The following is a 15,909-nucleotide window of genomic DNA, read 5'->3' on the forward strand; positions in this document are numbered from 1 at the left end:
GGGCGTACATAGCCGGGGGGCACGTTCGGCACCCAAGGAGACCATTAGATGAAAATTCTTGCAACGGCGCTTATCGCATTTGGTATTCTCGCTTTACCCGCTACTTACGCGGAGGCGCGTGATCATCATCACCGCTGGCACCATCATCGGCCTGTCGTGAAGCATCATCACCATCGCCGCCACTATTACCGCCCTCATCACGGCTGGCATCACCATTACGGCTGGCGGCATGGCTCACGCCATCATCGCTGGCACAGCCGGCCGCATTTCTCGCATAACTGACAGTCGCGGATAGATGAGAAAACGGCGCCTTGAGCGCCGTTTTCGACAGCCGGCGCGATTGACCTTGCCTCGCGTCCTGACCGTTAACGTCGCGGCGCGATAAAGCGCACCGCGAAAGTGCCTGCGGCCACCCCAAAGTGGAACCATCAAAGGCTCGGCTGCGTTTATATACTGGTCCGGACGACGCGAATGATCCGAGTCGCGTTTGCGTCCGGCATTCAAGGAGGCTGGAAATGAAAATTCTGGCAACAGCGCTCATAGCGCTAGGCATGCTCGCGCTGCCTGCAACCCACGCCGAGGCGCGTCGTCACCACCATCATTGGCACCACCATCACCACCGAGTGATGGTTTATAGTCACTACTATTATCCTCGCCATTACTATCGCCCGTATTACCGTCCGTATTACTACCGGCCCTATTACGGTTATGATGAACCCTATTATGGCGGTTATCAGCCACTTTACTCGTTCGGTCTGTTTGGCGGTTTCGGCGGCTTTCACCACCACCACCATCACGGCTGGTACGGTGGAGATGGATACCGTCATGGCGGCTATTACGGCTGGCATGGCGGCGGCAGACATTGGCGGTATTACAGCCAGCCGCACTTCTCGCACAACTGACCAGCCGGCCGATGGCAAAACGGCGCCTTTCGGCGCCGCTCTTTGAGGAGATTACTACCGGCTTGCCAGGCTTTGGCCGGCTCAAGCCGGGGTCAGAACGTGAACGGCGCGATCGGCCATCAAATGGCTCACCTTCTCGCCGTAAGCGGCCATGTGCGCGGACGCCGCATGGGCTTTCAGCGCCTCCATGCTTTCCCATTTCTCGACCACGACGAACGTATCGGGTCCGAAGGCAGGATCTGCTCCTCCGACATCGACGACGGCGGTATATTCGATGCAGCCGTCTTCGGCGTGAACGGCCGGAACGTTCGCCTGGAAGATGTCGAGCACCTCGGCGCGCTTGCCGGGCTTCGCGGTGAGGATGGCGAGAACGTGGATCATGATAATGTCCTTGAAACGATAGACGATAGGAAATGAAGAACGACGGACGCCGCCGATGATGCGGCCGGTTTCAATCTCTATCACGGAACGGGGCGATCCAAACGCCGAACTTCGGTTTTGGCCGTGCGGCGAATGCTGCGCGGCCTCACATCCGGTTGATATGCTTCGGATCCAGCGACCCACTCAGCAGATGGCCGAAGGCGATGAGATTGCCCTGCAGACGGCCACGGCGGTCGATATAGGGCGGCGGGTTGAGGGAGCCGGCGAGGTTTGAGGCGACGTTGCCGCCCATCAGCTTGAGCGCCCATTTGAGCGAGACGGAACGCTTCTTGACGAGATAGAGCGGATTGGCAACCTGAGAATAACCAAAGCGCAGGCCCGATGTGCGCCCGGCCTTGACGCCGAGATGGACGCCGCGCAGGCGATTGAACCTGACGATCTTGCCGAAGGGACGAAGCCGCCGGCAGAGATCCACGTCTTCCTGCCAGGCGTAGAGCGGCAGATCCTCGTCGAAATAGATACCATTTGCGAGCATCGCCTTCCGGCGGAAGATCATGTTGCAGCCATAGGCGTTATGCGTGTCCTCGATCACCGGCGCCGGAAAGGGCGTGGCATCGGCTGCGAGCGCTTCGTCCGCTTCCTTCGCAGTCAGGCCCGGCCCGAGGATGCCATCACGGATGACCTCGCCGGTCGCCACTACGATCTCTTCATCCGCCTCGAACAGGGCTTCCGCTTCGGCAAGATAGTTTGTTGCCGGGAAGAAATCGTCATCGAAGAAGACGATCACATCGATGCCGACAGCCGCGTCGATAATCGCATTGCGCTGCGGGCAGCTTCCCTGCGGCGAGGAGAGGACCGTCACTGGAAACGGCGCGGAACTCAAGCGCGCCATGTCGATATCGCCGTCCTTGGTCGGGCACAGGAAGAGGTGATCCGGCTTGCGTACCTGTGCGGCCAGTCTGTCGATCATTGCGGCGAGAATCGCCTTGCGACCGCACGTCGCTACGCCAACGGCAATTTTCATGGTGCATCCCCCGAGCCTTGTCCCGGGATGCACAGAACCATCGAAATCTGAATCTTTGGTTGTATTAATCGCCTGCATTCAACGCATCGCCATAAAGCCGCTCTATCCGCCGGCAGCGAGACGGTCAGACTTAGGTCGAAGGGGCCATAGTGGTTGGCCGCGCGCTGATTTTAAAATGGCTCATTTGAAGTTACTGGGGTGTATAAGGCTTGCATTTATAGGGTGTTGAACCTTCCTTGTCGCGAACGACCGCATTGCCTTCGGGATCAAGCTTCAAAGTCCAGGACGTTTGCAAGCCGTTCGAGCCCATGAAACCTCCCATGAAGGTCACGTCCTCTCCCTGCCGGTTGAACGCGGTGACACCGCCAAGGTGGCGTTGATATTCCTGCGGGCGCATGACGACGCCGACGAGAGCCGCTGATCCGGTGGATGCTGACAGACCGTATCCGCCATTGGGCGCACAAGGCGTCATGTCGGAGATAAACGGGCCGCTGACACAACTGAGGATGTGGCCGAACTGCTTTTTGGAGTTCAGGTGAACGGATACGTCAGCATCGCCGTCACCCTTGCAGAGCAGATGCATTGGCTTCTCTGCAGGCGTTGCCAACGCCGTTCCAGCAGCTGCCAGATAGGCGGTAACGGCGATTGCGTTTATGAGCTTCATTGAGGTCTCCGGTTCAGCCATCATCAGCTCACACTTTCGAAACTCGAATGCAATCCATTTTGTTCTGGATTGCATTCGATCCCTGAATAGGGCGCTTCGGACTGCGATACTGCAGCCACGAACATAGAGCGAAGAGGCGCCAAGGAACGGCAGCTCGGCTCATTCATGCTCAGTGTTTGGAAACAAATGGTGCCGCTTACGTGACTCGAACACGTGACCCCATCATTACGAATGATGTGCTCTACCGACTGAGCTAAAGCGGCATTCTGCGGAGCATTCGGTTCGGCCCCGCGATTTGCATGGCGCTGATACAGTCTATGCGGTCAGATTTCAAGCGCTCAAATTGCCAATTGGCAAAAAAGCGAGACGCTTGTGAAAAAAGAACCGCTTTTCGGCGCTGCTCAAAGCGACAGCCGGGCGCGCGCCTGCCGGTATTCCGCTTCCAATCTGTCGACGAGGGCTGAAACTGGCCGGATGGATTTGACGGCGCCGATACCTTGGCCGGAGCCCCAGATATCCTTCCAGGCCTTCACGCCGGTGGTGGCGGCTTCGAAATCCATTTTCGAAGGGTCCGCTTCGGGCAGGTTGTCGGGATCCAGGCCGGCGGCGCGGATCGAGGGCTTCAGATAATTGCCGTGGACGCCGGTGAAATAGTTGGAATAGACGATATCGGCGGCGGTGCCCTCGACGACCGCCTGCTTGTAGGCGTCCGCCGCGCGCGCCTCTTCCGTCGCGATGAAGGGCGAGCCGATATAGGCGAGGTCGGCGCCGGCCGCCTGCGCCGCCAGGATCGCGCCGCCGGTGGCGATGGCACCGGCCAGCAGCAACGGCCCGTCGAACCATTCGCGGATTTCCTGCACGAGCGCAAAGGGCGAAAGCTGGCCGGCATGGCCGCCGGCACCCGCTGCCACGGCGATCAGCCCGTCCGCGCCCTTGCGGATCGCCGAGTTCGCATGCCGGTTGTTGATGATGTCGTGCAGCACGATGCCGCCATAGGAATGCACGGCCGCATTCACCTCGGGCACGGCGCCGAGCGAGGAAATGACGATCGGCACCTTGTATTTCACGCAAAGCATGAGGTCGTGCTCCAGGCGCTTGTTTGACGTATGGACGATCTGATTGACGGCAAATGGAGCTGCTGGTCGCTCCGGATTTGCGGCATTGTATGCGGCAAGATCCTCGGTGATCATCGCCAGCCACTCGTCCAGCTGACTTTCCGGGCGCGCATTGAGCGCCGGAAAGGAGCCGACCACACCAGCCTTGCATTGCGCCAGCGTCAGCGCCGGGTGTGAGATGATGAAGAGAGGCGAAGCCACAACCGGCAGGCGCAGACGTTCGGTCAGGATGGAGGGAAGGGCCATGAACATCATCCGATATTTGACGTTTACGAAAACGTCAAAGGGATAGCAGATGTGGATCGTGAGGGGAAGATGGAGGCGGTAGGCAATGGGTAATGGGCAATAGGCAATAGGCAATAGGCTGAGTGATTGACCGCATCCGCGATCGCGGTTTTTCGCTCAGCCTACTGCCTACTGCCTACTGCCTACTGCCTCCCTCCACCCCATTTGCGTCGTCTTTGCCCTTTATCCCCGCCCGAGTGCCCGCAGCGTCAGCCGGAGGCTTGCGTATTGCCGGATGGGGCGTTACCGAATCCGGTTAACGAATGATAAAAGTATGGCTGTCTTGCTCGTGGAGTACGCGAGTATGCCGCGAGTAAGAGTAAAGGACCTGATGTGAGCGGATTAGAAACGGCTATCAGAAGCGCGTTGGAGCGGTCCGATCGCGCCAATCCGGAAATCCGGGCTCGTATCTATCAATCGGCACGGCAGGCGCTGGAAGCCGGTCTTCGCAAGCAGGACATTACCGATATCGATGTTGTCTCCGCCCAGCGTCAGCGGCTGGAGGCGACGATCCGGCAGATCGAGGCCGAGGAGCGCACCCGCCCGGCACAGGAGGTGTCAGTTTCGCCGCAGCTCGACGCCCCGCATGTTTCCCCCGCCGCACATGAGGTGGAAACCGTGCAGCGGCCGGATCCCGTCATGAGCGTGCGCGGTGAAACCCGCGACCCGCCGCCTTCGGCGCGTGCGCCTCAGGCCGCCGAGCCGATGTCGGTGGCATCAGCGGCGCGTGAGAGCGATTTCGGCGACATGCGCGCCGGTCCGGCCGATCATCTCGGTGCAGATAGCGACACGCACTCCGTAGCCGATGCGCCAGCTCGGACCCGATCGATGAATTTCAAGCCGGAGCGGGCGGCCGTGCGCCGCAAGCCGCGCAAATTTTTTTCGCGCCTGCTGATCTTCTGCATCCTGCTTGCCTTCCTTGGTGTCGGTGCCTGGTGGATCAAGACATCGGGCGTGTTCATGTCCGCCGCGCAGAGAGATACGAGCGTGCGCAACCCGCCGGCGCATGTCGATTCGCAGGATTTCAGCGGCAACAGCAGCGATGACGATACGTCCGAGGAGGACGATAACAGCGGTCCCGTCAATCCTGGACTGGCGACCATCGACCCGCAGAACAGCTTCTCCGACGAATGGGTCGAAGTCCTGAAGCCGACGGACGCCCAGAAGGTTACGACCGGCCAGCAGTCGAAGGCGGAGAATGTCTCGGAGAATGAGGGACCGGCCGTGCGGCTGACCTCGCTCAGCAGCGGTTCGGACGGCAATGCCACGGTCGAAGTGCCCGTCAATGTGCTGCAGCAGATGGCAGGCAAGGCATCGACGATCGCATTGACACTGCAGTCCACCTCGGATGCGCCGACGCAGATCACCGTGGAATGCGATTTCGGCTCGCTCGGCCGCTGCGGACGTCATCGCTTCACCGTCAGCCGCCAGAAAACGGATGCGCTTTTCCAGATCCAGTTCGATCGCTCGCTGGCGCCGACCAGTCCCGGCCGCCTCGTCATCAACAGCGATGTCGACGGCAAGGCTCGTGGCGTCAATGTCTATGCCATCCGCGTTCTGCCCGGGCAGTAAGCTTCGAGTCGGATAGCTCTCGCCTATTTGAAAAAGCTTGCTCCCATGCCGAGGATCTTGTCGTCGATCTCGCCGATGGCTTTCTTGTCCTTGCCGTCATAGTCGAGCGTCAGCAGAATGTGACGGATGAGGTTCAGGCGCGCCCGCCGCTTGTCGTTGGCGCGGATGACGGTCCAGGGCGCGTGATCGGTATGCGTTTCCTCCAGCATGCGATCGCGCTTTTCGCCGTAATCCTTCCATTTCGGCAGGGCGGCGATATCCATGGAGGAAAGCTTCCACACGGCACGCGGATCATGACGCCGGTCGTGGAAGCGCTTCAGCTGCATCTCCCGGCCGATATCGAGATAGAATTTGAAGAAATGTATGCCGTCCTGGACGATGAGCTTTTCCATCCGGGGTGCCTGCTTCAGGAACTGCTCGTATTGCTGCGGTGTGCAGAAACCCATGACCGGTTCGACGCCGGCGCGGTTGTACCATGAGCGGTCGAACAGCACGAATTCGCCCGCCGTCGGGAACTGGGCGACATAGCGCTGGAAATACCATTGGCCGGCCTCGCGATCCGTTGGCTTGGTCAGTGCCACGACGCGCGCCAGGCGAGGGTTCATATGTGCCGAGGTCGCAGCGATCGATCCGCCCTTGCCGGCGGCATCGCGCCCTTCGAACAGCGCCATCACCCGCTTGCCGGTCGCCTGTAGCCAGAACTGCACCTTGATGAGCTCGATCTGCAGCGCCTTCAGCTCCTCCAGATATTCTTCTTCCTTGAGTTTCTTCTTGTAGGGATAGTCGCCTGATGTCAGCGCCTGGTCATCGATCCAGCTTGGCAGAACGGGATCGTCGACATCGAACAGGCGCTTTGTGCCATGGATATCCAGTTCCACCGCGCGGCTTTCCGCTTCCTCTCCCATCTATCGGCTCCTCGGTCGTTTACGCTTCGTTAATCCTGCCGCTCGGCCGCGGCAAAAAAGCTCTTCGGGGAAGTTGGCGCTTTTATCCAATAGTTTCAAGCCCTTTGCCCACTTCCTCTTTTGCCGGCTACATTTATTATGGTCAGTTACCGGCTTCTGTGGATGGAGCCGAATACTTCTGTCATGAATCACGTCTAAGACGCGGAATCCAGCATTCCATGATGGTAGGCGAAAGGACGGGCGCATTTGGAAGACGAATGGTCATTTGTCAGGAAGTTGGCGGCGCGGCTGCGGCAGGAGGTTGCCATCCTCGTCTTGGCGACGCTCATCGCCATATTTGCGCTCATTGAAGGCATCAATACCGGTGCCGTCGTCTGGATCTGGATCATCGTCGTAATCGTCGCGCTGCTGCGCCCGCCGCTGGTGGAGCGCGTGGTGATGCCGTCGCAGGCCGAACCGGCGCCGGTCGATCCGCAGGCATTGTTGCATACCGTTTTCTCAGGCTTGGCGGCGCTCGATATGCCGGCGCTGATCATCGACCGTGAGGCATCCGTGCTGCTGCAGAATGCCGCAGTCGAAAAAGCCTTCGGTGCGTTTCCGATCGGCGCCCATATTTCTTCGAAGCTGCGCTCGCCGGCCCTGCTCGACATGGTGCGCGAAACCATCGCGACCAACACGCCGAACCAGATCGAGCATTCCGAGCGCCTGCCCTCGGAGCGGGTCTACGTTGTCCGCATCGCGCCCATCGACGTGCCGGAGACGGGTGCGCAGGCGGAAGCGCTTTTCCTGCTCTCCTTCCGAGACATATCCGAGCTGCGCCACATCGATCGCATGCGCTCCGATTTCGTCGCCAATGCCAGCCATGAATTACGCACGCCGCTCGCGTCGCTGCGGGGCTTCATCGAGACGATCCAGGGACCTGCCAAATCGGATCCGAAGGCGCAGCAGCGCTTCCTCGGGATCATGCTCGACCAGACGACACGCATGAGCCGGCTGGTCGACGACCTGCTGTCGCTGTCCAGGCTGGAGCTGAAGTCGCATATCGCGCCGGATCAGAAGGTGGATCTGGTGCCGCTGCTCGGCCATGTGCGCGATTCGCTGCTTCCCCTTGCCGGAGATCTCGACGTCTCGATCAACCTGCATCTGCCGCCCGGCAAGGTCGAGGTATTGGGCGATCGCGACGAGCTGGTGCAGGTCTTCGAAAACCTGATCGAGAACGCCTGCAAATATGGTCAGGAAGGCAAGTCGGTGGACGTATCCCTCCAAAGCGATGCCGGCCAGGCCGTCGAGGTCGTCGTCTCCGACAAGGGGCCAGGGATTCCCGCAGAACATGTGCCGCGTCTGACCGAGCGCTTCTATCGCGTAAACGTTGAGGACAGCCGCTCCAAGAAAGGCACGGGTCTCGGGCTTGCCATCGTCAAGCACATTCTCACCCGCCACCGCGCCAGATTGATCGTCAAGTCGGAAGTGGGGAAGGGAACCGACTTTACCGTCCGTTTCTGAATGCCTCTGTGAAACCTCTATTTCCGGTCGCATTTATCCAAACAATTTCAGTTAGATGGACTGTCATAATTGTTTCACTCGCCTGACATAAAAGGGCGGTGTTTTCGCCGGTAAGAATGGATGGCTGAAAAGGTGGATGTGGCGTCCGCCGCGGCGCTCTTCAAAGCTCATTAGGGGATTCATTATGAATGCTTTGAAATTATCCATTCTTGCGCTGGTTGCGTCGGCCGCCTTTTCAGGTGCTGCCATGGCGCGCGATCAAATCCAGATCGCCGGCTCGTCTACGGTATTTCCGTATGCCAAGATCGTCGCCGAATCCTTTGGCGAGACTTTTACCAATTTCAAGACTCCCATTGTGGAGTCCGGTGGCTCCGGGGCCGGCCTGAAGGAATTCTGCAAGGGTGTCGGAACGGATTCCATCGATATCGCCAATTCGTCGCGGCCGATCAAGGACAGCGAAGTTCGAGCCTGCAAGGCCGCCGGCGTTGCAGATATCCAGCAGATCAAGATCGGTTATGACGGCATCGTCTTCGCCTTCGACAAGAGCAATCCGGATATCAGGTTCGAGCCGGTCGATCTTTACAAGGCGCTCGCTGCCGAGGTCGTCGTCGACGGCAAGCTGGTTGCCAATCCTTACAAAAAATGGTCGCAGATCAACCCGTCGCTGCCGGACTTCGAGATCGCGGCCTATATTCCGGGCGAGAAGCACGGCACGCGCGAAGTCTTCGAGGAAAAGGTGCTTGCTGCCGGCTGTAAGGCTTCCGGTGCGGCCGGTGTGATCAAGGCCGCGGTTGAGGATGCCGACCAGCAGGCCAAAAAATGCATCGCGGTGCGCAAGGATGGCGTTGCGGTCGATATCGACGGCGACTATCCGGAAACACAGGCCCGCATCAATGCCAACAAGCATGGCATCGGCGTTTTCGGCCTCTACTTTTTCCAGAACAATGCCGACAAGCTTAGGGTCGCCACCGTCGGCGGCATCGTGCCCTCGGGGCAGACGATCGCCGACGGCACCTATCCTGTGTCGCGGCCGTTGTTCTTCTACGTCAAGAAGGCTCATCTGGGAGTCATCCCGGGCCTCAAGGAATATGTCGATTTCTTCACGAGCGATCAGATGATCGGACCGGACGGCCCGCTGGCGGAATACGGCCTCGTGCCTGCGCCGGATGCTGAGCGCGACCAGATCCGTAAGGATTTCTCGGGCGGAAAGATCATGTGAGTGCGTAAGGATCGAGCACCAGTGTGGCTTTTCGCTGCGCCGGCGTTCGCCGGGGAATGGGCCGGGGAATGGGAATGAGTGTATCGCTGCTGCTGCTGTGCCTGTCGGTCATCGGCGCCTCCGCTTTTGTGCTGGGGCGGGTGAGGGCGGCTGCGCTATCGGGCGGCAGGCCATCGTCCATGCATTCCCGGCTCGGCTATCACGGCGCCTATGCCGCCATATGGGCGGTACTTCCGCCCTTAGCGCTCGTCTGCGCCTGGTTGATCGCCAGTCCCATCGTCATTGATCGCCTGGTGACCAAATCCTTTCCGGAGGAGGTAAAGTCTCTGCCGCAGGCGGAGCTCAATCTCAGCTACGGCATGGTGCGCAGCATCGCCCGCGGTATGCGCCTGCTGGAGAGCCAGGAGCTTGCGGAAGTTGCCGGCGGCACGGCCGACCTGCAATTGCTGCTGGCGCAGAAGGGCGTGCCGCTCGCCATCCGTCCCACCGGCTACATGATCGATGCCGCCAACAAATACAACGGCATGCGCGAAATCAGCCGCATGGTGATGTCCGCAGTGGCGATCCTCTTGTCGCTGCTTTGCGCGCTCTATGGCCTGCGCGTTATCGCTCCGCGTTTCCGCGCCCGCAACCGTGTCGAGCAGGTCATTCTCGGCGCACTGATCGTTGCCTCCTCCATTGCCGTTCTGACGACGGGCGGGATTGTCGTTTCGATGTTTTCGGAAGCGGCGCGCTTCTTCGGCATGGTGCCCGCCAGGGAATTCTTTTTCGGAACCGTCTGGGATCCGCGCTTCACCGGCGCCGGCTCGCAGACCTCGGGCACCTTCGGCCTGATACCGCTGCTGGCGGGAACGATCTATATCGGCTTCGTTGCCATGCTCTTTGCCGTACCCATCGGTCTGTTCGCCGCGATCTATATGGCCGAATATGCGTCGGCGAGAGTCCGCTCCATCGCCAAGCCGATGCTGGAGGTTCTGGCCGGCATTCCCACGATCGTCTACGGCTTCTTCGCCCTCGTCACCGTCGGTCCCTTCCTCAGGGACATCTCTGCCGAGATCAATGGTCTGTTGACGGGAGATTACAGAAGCTTCATCGAGGCTCAGAGCGTGATAACGGCAGGCTTCGTCATGGGCGTCATGCTCATCCCTTATGTCTCCTCGCTGTCGGACGATATTATCATGGCCGTGCCGCGGTCGCTGCGCGACGGTTCGCTCGGGCTTGGCGCCACGCGTTCCGAAACGGTCAAGCGCGTCCTGCTGCCGGCAGCGCTTCCGGGCATTGTCGGCGCCCTCTTGATGACCGCGTCTCGCGCGATCGGCGAAACGATGATCGTGGTGCTGGCTGCCGGCGTCGCCGCCCGCATGCAGCTCGATCCCTTCGAGCCGATGACGACCGTGACCGTGAAGATCGTCAATCAGCTGACCGGCGATCTGGAGTTCACCTCGCCGCAGACGCTCGTCGCCTTTGCACTCGGCATTACGCTGTTCTGCCTGACGCTGTGCCTCAATGTCTACGCTCTCTACATCGTCCGCCGCTATAGGGAGCAATACGAATGAGCGGCGTCGTATCCTCCCCGATGTCGAATATGCCGCGGGGCCTCACGCTAGGCGCCCCGGCGCGGCGTGATATCGGCATCAAGCGGCGCTATGCCGCCGAGCGCCGCTTCCGCGCCTATGGCGTCACGGCCGTTATCTTCGGCCTCGTCTTCCTTGCCATCCTGGTCTCGACCGTGGTGCGCACCGGCTACAGCGCCTTTGTTCAGACATCGATCACTCTGCCGATCGAATTCACCGAGGAGGTGATCGACCCCGCGGCCAAGCGGGCCACGGATCCGAAGGTGCTGATCGGTGCCAATTACCTTGTGCTGGTGCGGGACGCGCTGGTGAAAGCCCTGAGCATCGATCCCACCAATCGCGCGCTCGTCCGAGAGGCGACGGCGATGGTATCGGATAGCGCCAGGATCGCGTTGCGCGACAGGGTCGTCGCCAATCCCTCGATCATAGGGACGACGCAGAACGTCACCTTCCTTGCCAGCGCCAATATCGATTCCGCCAACAAGGGCCAGATCGATCTCACCGTCGACGAGAAGGATCGCAAGATATCCGACCGGCAGATTGCCTGGATGAAGCAACTCAGCGAAAGCGGCGCGCTTTATAAGGCGTTTAATACCGGTCTCTTTGTGGCCGGCAATTCCAGCCGCCCGGAAGCATCCGGCCTCGGCGTCGGGCTGATCGGCTCGCTCTACCTCATGCTGACCGTGCTCGCGCTTGCCTTGCCGGTTGGTGTTGCAGCCTCGATCTATCTGGAAGAGTTCGCGCCGAAGAACCGGCTGACGGATCTGATCGAGGTCAATATCAACAACCTCGCAGCGGTGCCCTCCATCGTCTACGGCCTGCTGGGCCTCTCGGTCTTCATCAACATGATGGGACTGCCGCGTTCGGCCTCGCTCGTCGGTGGGCTGGTGCTGAGCCTGATGACGCTGCCGATGATCATCATCGCGACGCGCTCGGCGCTGCGCGCCGTGCCGCCGTCCATCCGCAGCGCCGCGCTCGGCCTCGGCGCATCGCGCATGCAGGTGGTCTTCCATCATGTCCTGCCGCTCGCCATGCCGGGCATCCTGACGGGCACCATACTCGGGCTTGCTCATGCTCTCGGGGAGACGGCGCCGCTGCTCTTGATCGGCATGGTCGCCTTCGTCGCCAACTATCCGACATCGCCCCTCGATCCCTCGACGGCGCTGCCGGTGCAGATCTACATGTGGGCGAGCGAAGCCGAGCGTGCCTTCGTCGAAAGGACGTCCGGCGCCATCATCGTCCTACTTTTCTTCCTCGTCGCGATGAACATCGGCGCCATCCTGCTGCGCCGCCGCTTCGAGCGGCGCTGGTAAGGGAGGGCCGAGAAATGAACATGATGAGCGAAGCGGCAAGCGAAAGAGCCTTGGCCAAGAAGATGACCACGATCCCCTACAAGATGATCGGCCAGGACGTTTCGGTCTTCTACGGGGACAAGCGCGCGCTCTTCGACGTCAACCTGAAGATTCGCGCCAATACGGTGACGGCCCTCATCGGCCCTTCCGGCTGCGGCAAATCCACCTTCCTGCGCTGCCTCAACCGCATGAACGATACGATCGACACGTGCCGCGTCACCGGCAAGATTACGCTCGACGATCAGGACGTCTACGACAACAGCATCGATGTCGTGGAATTGCGCGCCCGCGTCGGCATGGTCTTCCAGAAGCCCAACCCGTTTCCGAAGTCGATCTACGAAAATGTCGCCTACGGGCCGCGCATCCATGGCCTGCATCGCTCCAAGGCCGATCTCGATCATATCGTCGAGACCAGCCTGCAGAAGGCGGGCCTGTGGGGCGAGGTCAAGGACAGGCTTCATGATGCTGGCACCAGCCTGTCGGGCGGTCAGCAGCAGCGTCTGTGCATTGCGCGCGCCGTTGCCGTCAGTCCGGAAGTCATCTTGATGGACGAGCCGTGCTCGGCGCTCGATCCGATCGCAACGGCGAAGGTCGAGGATCTCATTCACGAGCTGCGGGAAAACTTCACGATCGTCATCGTGACGCATTCCATGCAGCAGGCCGCCCGCGTTTCGCAGCGCACCGCAATGTTTCATCTCGGCCATCTGGTCGAGGAGAACGACACCGATAAAATGTTCACCAATCCCGACGATTACCGCACGCAGGATTACATCATGGGCCGTTTTGGTTGATGATATCAAGCGCGCGGCCCCTTTCACACAGTTCACCTTGAGGATAGAAAAATGGTCTCCACACACATTCTCTCTGCCTATGACGAAGACCTGAAGTTCCTGACGCGCCGTATTGCGGAAATGGGCGGCCTGGCCGAGCAGATGGTCAGCGACAGCGTACGCGCATTGGTCCAAAGCGATGCTGCCCTTGCGCAGAAGGTCATCTCCGACGACGTCGTTCTCGACCATGCCGAGCGCGAAGTCGGCGACAAGGCGATCGTCACCATCGCCCGCCGTCAGCCGATGGCAGCCGACCTTCGTGAAATCATGGGATCGATCCGCATCGCTTCCGATCTGGAGCGCGTCGGCGATCTCGGCAAGAACACCGCCAAGCGCGTCATCGCCGTGCAGGGCACCGGCGTTCCGCGCCGTCTCGCCCGCGGCATCGAACACCTTTCCGAATTGGCACTGAGCCAGCTCAAGGAAGTTCTGGATGTCTACGCCACCCGTTCGCCCGACAAGGCCGTATCGATCCGTGAGCGCGACGAGGAAATCGACGCCATGTACACCTCGCTCTTCCGCGAGATGCTGACCTACATGATGGAAGATCCGCGCAACATCACCACCTGCACGCATCTTCTCTTCTGCGCCAAGAACATCGAGCGCATCGGCGACCATGCCACCAACATCGCCGAGACGATCTATTACATGGCGACCGGCGCTCAGCCCGAAGGCGAGCGTCCGAAGGATGATACCGCCAATACCGTCGGCGCGGTGACGGAATAATCTGGAAGTGAAGAAAGGAGACCATAAGCGCATGGTTCCGAGAGTTGCTGTTGTAGAAGACGAGGAAGCGCTCAGCGTTCTGCTGCGCTACAATCTTGAGGCCGAAGGCTTCGAGGTCGACACGATCCTAAGAGGCGATGAGGCTGAGCTGCGTCTCCAGGAGCGCATCCCCGATCTCCTGATCCTCGACTGGATGCTCCCCGGCGTATCGGGCATAGAGCTCTGCCGCCGGCTGCGCATGCGGCCGGAGACGGAGCGCCTGCCGATCATCATGCTGACGGCCCGCGGCGAGGAAAGCGAGCGCGTGCGCGGGCTTTCGACCGGCGCGGACGACTATGTCGTCAAGCCGTTCTCGACGCCGGAGCTGATGGCCCGCGTCAAGGCGATGCTGCGGCGTGCCCGTCCGGAGGTGCTCTCCACGGTGCTGCGTTGCGGCGATATCGAGCTCGATCGCGAAACTCATCGCGTTCACCGCAAGAGCCGCGAAGTGCGGCTGGGGCCGACGGAATTCCGCCTGCTGGAATTCCTGATGTCCTCGCCCGGCCGCGTCTTCTCGCGCTCGCAGCTGCTCGACGGCGTCTGGGGTCACGATATCTATGTCGACGAACGCACGGTCGACGTCCATGTCGGCCGCCTGCGCAAGGCGCTCAATTTCTCCAATATGCAGGATGTCATCCGTACCGTTCGCGGCGCGGGCTATTCCATGGAAGCCTGAGCGGCTTGCCGCTCGGGTATCAACATTACAGCTCCACGCGTCTTTCAAGACGCGTTAAGGTCGCTGTAACATCTTGAAATGCTGCATAATTTTCTCTTAAATCGATTCCGGTTTAAGGAATTATGCAGGAGCGGCGGAAATAGAAAAACGGGCCTCGAGGGGCCTGTTGCTCTTTGTCTTGCTGTCACTTTCAGCCGTTGTTGCGCCGGCGGTCATGCACTGGCTGGTAGGCCATGCGCTGATGATAGGTGCAGTAGGGCGACGAATCCGGGCTGTCATTGCCGCAGAAGTGGAAATCGTCCTTCAGCGGATCGCCGACCGGCCATTTGCAGGTGCGCTCCGTCAGCTCCGTCAGGCCGAGGCGGCGGGAGATCGGAACGACGACGTTCGCAGCCGGGCGATACTGGATTTCGTTGACGGAATCGACCTCGATCTCTTCCTTCAGCATGGTTACGCCCTGCTGGCGGGTGACGACCGTCCGTGTTGCAACGCGCGATCCGTAGCTCGTGGCGCGGGGTGCTGCAGCACTGCGCTTCGGCGTGCGCGTCGCGGTTGCCGTGCCGCCGGCCTTCGCTCGGCCGGGAAGGTTCAGGCGATGTACCTTGCCGATAACGGCATTACGGCTCACGCCACCGAGCTGCGCAGCGATCTGGCTGGCGCTCAACCCTTCGGACCATAGCTTTTTCAGCTTCTCGACGCGTTCGTCTGTCCAATTCATGCCCTGTCTCCGCTGTCGCGTTTCCGATGGCAGAATCCCTCACCATTGCCTCGCATGGGAACGAGGCGCGAAACGCTCTAAAATTGTGGTGACTAGTTCCGCCGCATGCAGTCTAGCAATTGCTTTTTAACCTAGTGTGAGGCTGACTCCGTGACAAGAGTCGCGGGAATCTTGAGGAATCGATTTCGAGGTTTTCCCCAACTTGCTGCCCCGGCGTGGCATTTCTGCAATAGGAGCCGCCGAAGCCGTCTCTTTTGCCGGCAAGCGCTTTCTCGCACCTGCTAAAACGGCAGTTTTGTTGACATCGCGGTGCAAAACATCAATAGTGCCCAGGCCGCCGCAAGGCGGCATTTTTGATTTTTTCGGGCCCGTTTCATCAAATGGAAGCGATCGGTCCTTAAAGTTGTGATCAGGAGACATGGCC

Annotated in this window: 17 protein-coding genes and 1 tRNA gene; 10 read left to right on the forward strand and 8 right to left on the reverse strand. The window is 60.2% G+C overall.

What is annotated here, in order from left to right:
- Positions 1-48: 48 nt before the first annotated feature.
- Positions 49-282: a hypothetical protein gene (locus tag FHT84_RS12200; RefSeq protein WP_112343729.1), complete on the forward strand. Its 234-nt coding sequence runs from the start codon at positions 49-51 to the stop codon at positions 280-282.
- Positions 283-515: 233 nt separating this feature from the next.
- Positions 516-902, forward strand: a complete 387-nt coding sequence (locus FHT84_RS12205) for a hypothetical protein (RefSeq protein WP_183762573.1) — start codon at positions 516-518, stop codon at positions 900-902.
- 81 nt (positions 903-983) lie between these two features.
- Here FHT84_RS12205 and FHT84_RS12210 read toward each other — a convergent pair whose 3' ends face one another.
- The 5 genes from FHT84_RS12210 to FHT84_RS12230 all read right to left on the reverse strand — a co-directional run bounded on the left by FHT84_RS12210 (position 984) and on the right by FHT84_RS12230 (position 4,332).
- Entirely contained in the window at positions 984-1,367 is a 384-nt protein-coding gene (locus FHT84_RS12210; RefSeq protein ID WP_285166269.1) for a putative quinol monooxygenase, read from the reverse strand.
- Positions 1,368-1,428: 61 nt separating this feature from the next.
- Positions 1,429-2,307 (reverse strand): glycosyltransferase, encoded by an 879-nt coding sequence (locus tag FHT84_RS12215; protein ID WP_183762576.1) that lies wholly within the window; start codon positions 2,305-2,307, stop codon positions 1,429-1,431.
- A gap of 190 nt (positions 2,308-2,497) precedes the next feature.
- Entirely contained in the window at positions 2,498-2,971 is a 474-nt protein-coding gene (locus FHT84_RS12220) for a hypothetical protein (RefSeq protein ID WP_183787574.1), read from the reverse strand.
- A 187-nt stretch (positions 2,972-3,158) separates the two neighbouring features.
- A tRNA-Thr gene (locus tag FHT84_RS12225) sits at positions 3,159-3,234 on the reverse strand.
- 138 nt (positions 3,235-3,372) lie between these two features.
- A complete protein-coding gene (locus FHT84_RS12230; protein ID WP_183762580.1) occupies positions 3,373-4,332 on the reverse strand; it encodes a nitronate monooxygenase family protein in 960 nt (319 codons plus the stop codon).
- A gap of 372 nt (positions 4,333-4,704) precedes the next feature.
- Here FHT84_RS12230 and FHT84_RS12235 point away from each other — a divergent pair, with 372 nt between their 5' ends.
- On the forward strand, positions 4,705-5,943 hold the full coding sequence (locus FHT84_RS12235) for a hypothetical protein (protein WP_183762582.1): 1,239 nt from the start codon (positions 4,705-4,707) through the stop codon (positions 5,941-5,943).
- A 23-nt stretch (positions 5,944-5,966) separates the two neighbouring features.
- On the opposite strand, the gene ppk2 is transcribed toward FHT84_RS12235, so the two are convergent.
- The gene (gene ppk2 / locus FHT84_RS12240) at positions 5,967-6,848 is read right to left on the reverse strand and encodes a polyphosphate kinase 2 (RefSeq protein WP_112343734.1); all 882 of its coding nucleotides are present in this window, start codon (positions 6,846-6,848) and stop codon (positions 5,967-5,969) included.
- Between the two features lie 246 nt (positions 6,849-7,094).
- Between ppk2 and phoR the strand changes: the two genes are divergently transcribed.
- The 7 genes from phoR to phoB all read left to right on the forward strand — a co-directional run bounded on the left by phoR (position 7,095) and on the right by phoB (position 14,767).
- Positions 7,095-8,351 (forward strand): phosphate regulon sensor histidine kinase PhoR, encoded by a 1,257-nt coding sequence (phoR, locus tag FHT84_RS12245; protein ID WP_112343735.1) that lies wholly within the window; start codon positions 7,095-7,097, stop codon positions 8,349-8,351.
- 184 nt (positions 8,352-8,535) lie between these two features.
- The gene (locus tag FHT84_RS12250; protein WP_183762584.1) at positions 8,536-9,570 is read left to right on the forward strand and encodes a substrate-binding domain-containing protein; all 1,035 of its coding nucleotides are present in this window, start codon (positions 8,536-8,538) and stop codon (positions 9,568-9,570) included.
- A 74-nt stretch (positions 9,571-9,644) separates the two neighbouring features.
- Complete coding sequence (gene pstC / locus FHT84_RS12255; RefSeq protein WP_183762586.1) at positions 9,645-11,126, forward strand: phosphate ABC transporter permease subunit PstC; 1,482 nt, start codon at positions 9,645-9,647, stop codon at positions 11,124-11,126.
- On the forward strand, positions 11,123-12,457 hold the full coding sequence (pstA, locus tag FHT84_RS12260) for a phosphate ABC transporter permease PstA (RefSeq protein WP_183762588.1): 1,335 nt from the start codon (positions 11,123-11,125) through the stop codon (positions 12,455-12,457). Before pstC ends, pstA begins: the two co-directional genes overlap by 4 nt.
- A gap of 14 nt (positions 12,458-12,471) precedes the next feature.
- On the forward strand, positions 12,472-13,287 hold the full coding sequence (gene pstB / locus FHT84_RS12265; protein ID WP_112343739.1) for a phosphate ABC transporter ATP-binding protein PstB: 816 nt from the start codon (positions 12,472-12,474) through the stop codon (positions 13,285-13,287).
- A gap of 51 nt (positions 13,288-13,338) precedes the next feature.
- The gene (gene phoU, locus FHT84_RS12270) at positions 13,339-14,052 is read left to right on the forward strand and encodes a phosphate signaling complex protein PhoU (protein WP_112343740.1); all 714 of its coding nucleotides are present in this window, start codon (positions 13,339-13,341) and stop codon (positions 14,050-14,052) included.
- Between the two features lie 31 nt (positions 14,053-14,083).
- Complete coding sequence (gene phoB / locus FHT84_RS12275) at positions 14,084-14,767, forward strand: phosphate regulon transcriptional regulator PhoB (RefSeq protein ID WP_004128368.1); 684 nt, start codon at positions 14,084-14,086, stop codon at positions 14,765-14,767.
- Between the two features lie 190 nt (positions 14,768-14,957).
- On the opposite strand, the gene FHT84_RS12280 is transcribed toward phoB, so the two are convergent.
- Positions 14,958-15,485 carry a GcrA family cell cycle regulator gene (locus FHT84_RS12280; RefSeq protein WP_183762590.1) on the reverse strand — a complete coding sequence of 176 codons (528 nt, stop codon included), beginning with the start codon at positions 15,483-15,485 and terminating at the stop codon, positions 14,958-14,960.
- Positions 15,486-15,611: 126 nt separating this feature from the next.
- A complete protein-coding gene (locus tag FHT84_RS12285) occupies positions 15,612-15,905 on the reverse strand; it encodes a hypothetical protein (protein ID WP_183762593.1) in 294 nt (97 codons plus the stop codon).
- Positions 15,906-15,909: the final 4 nt, after the last annotated feature.

Origin of the sequence: Rhizobium sp. BK289, assembly GCF_014193575.1 — a bacterium.
GTDB lineage: Bacteria > Pseudomonadota > Alphaproteobacteria > Rhizobiales > Rhizobiaceae > Rhizobium > Rhizobium tropici_C.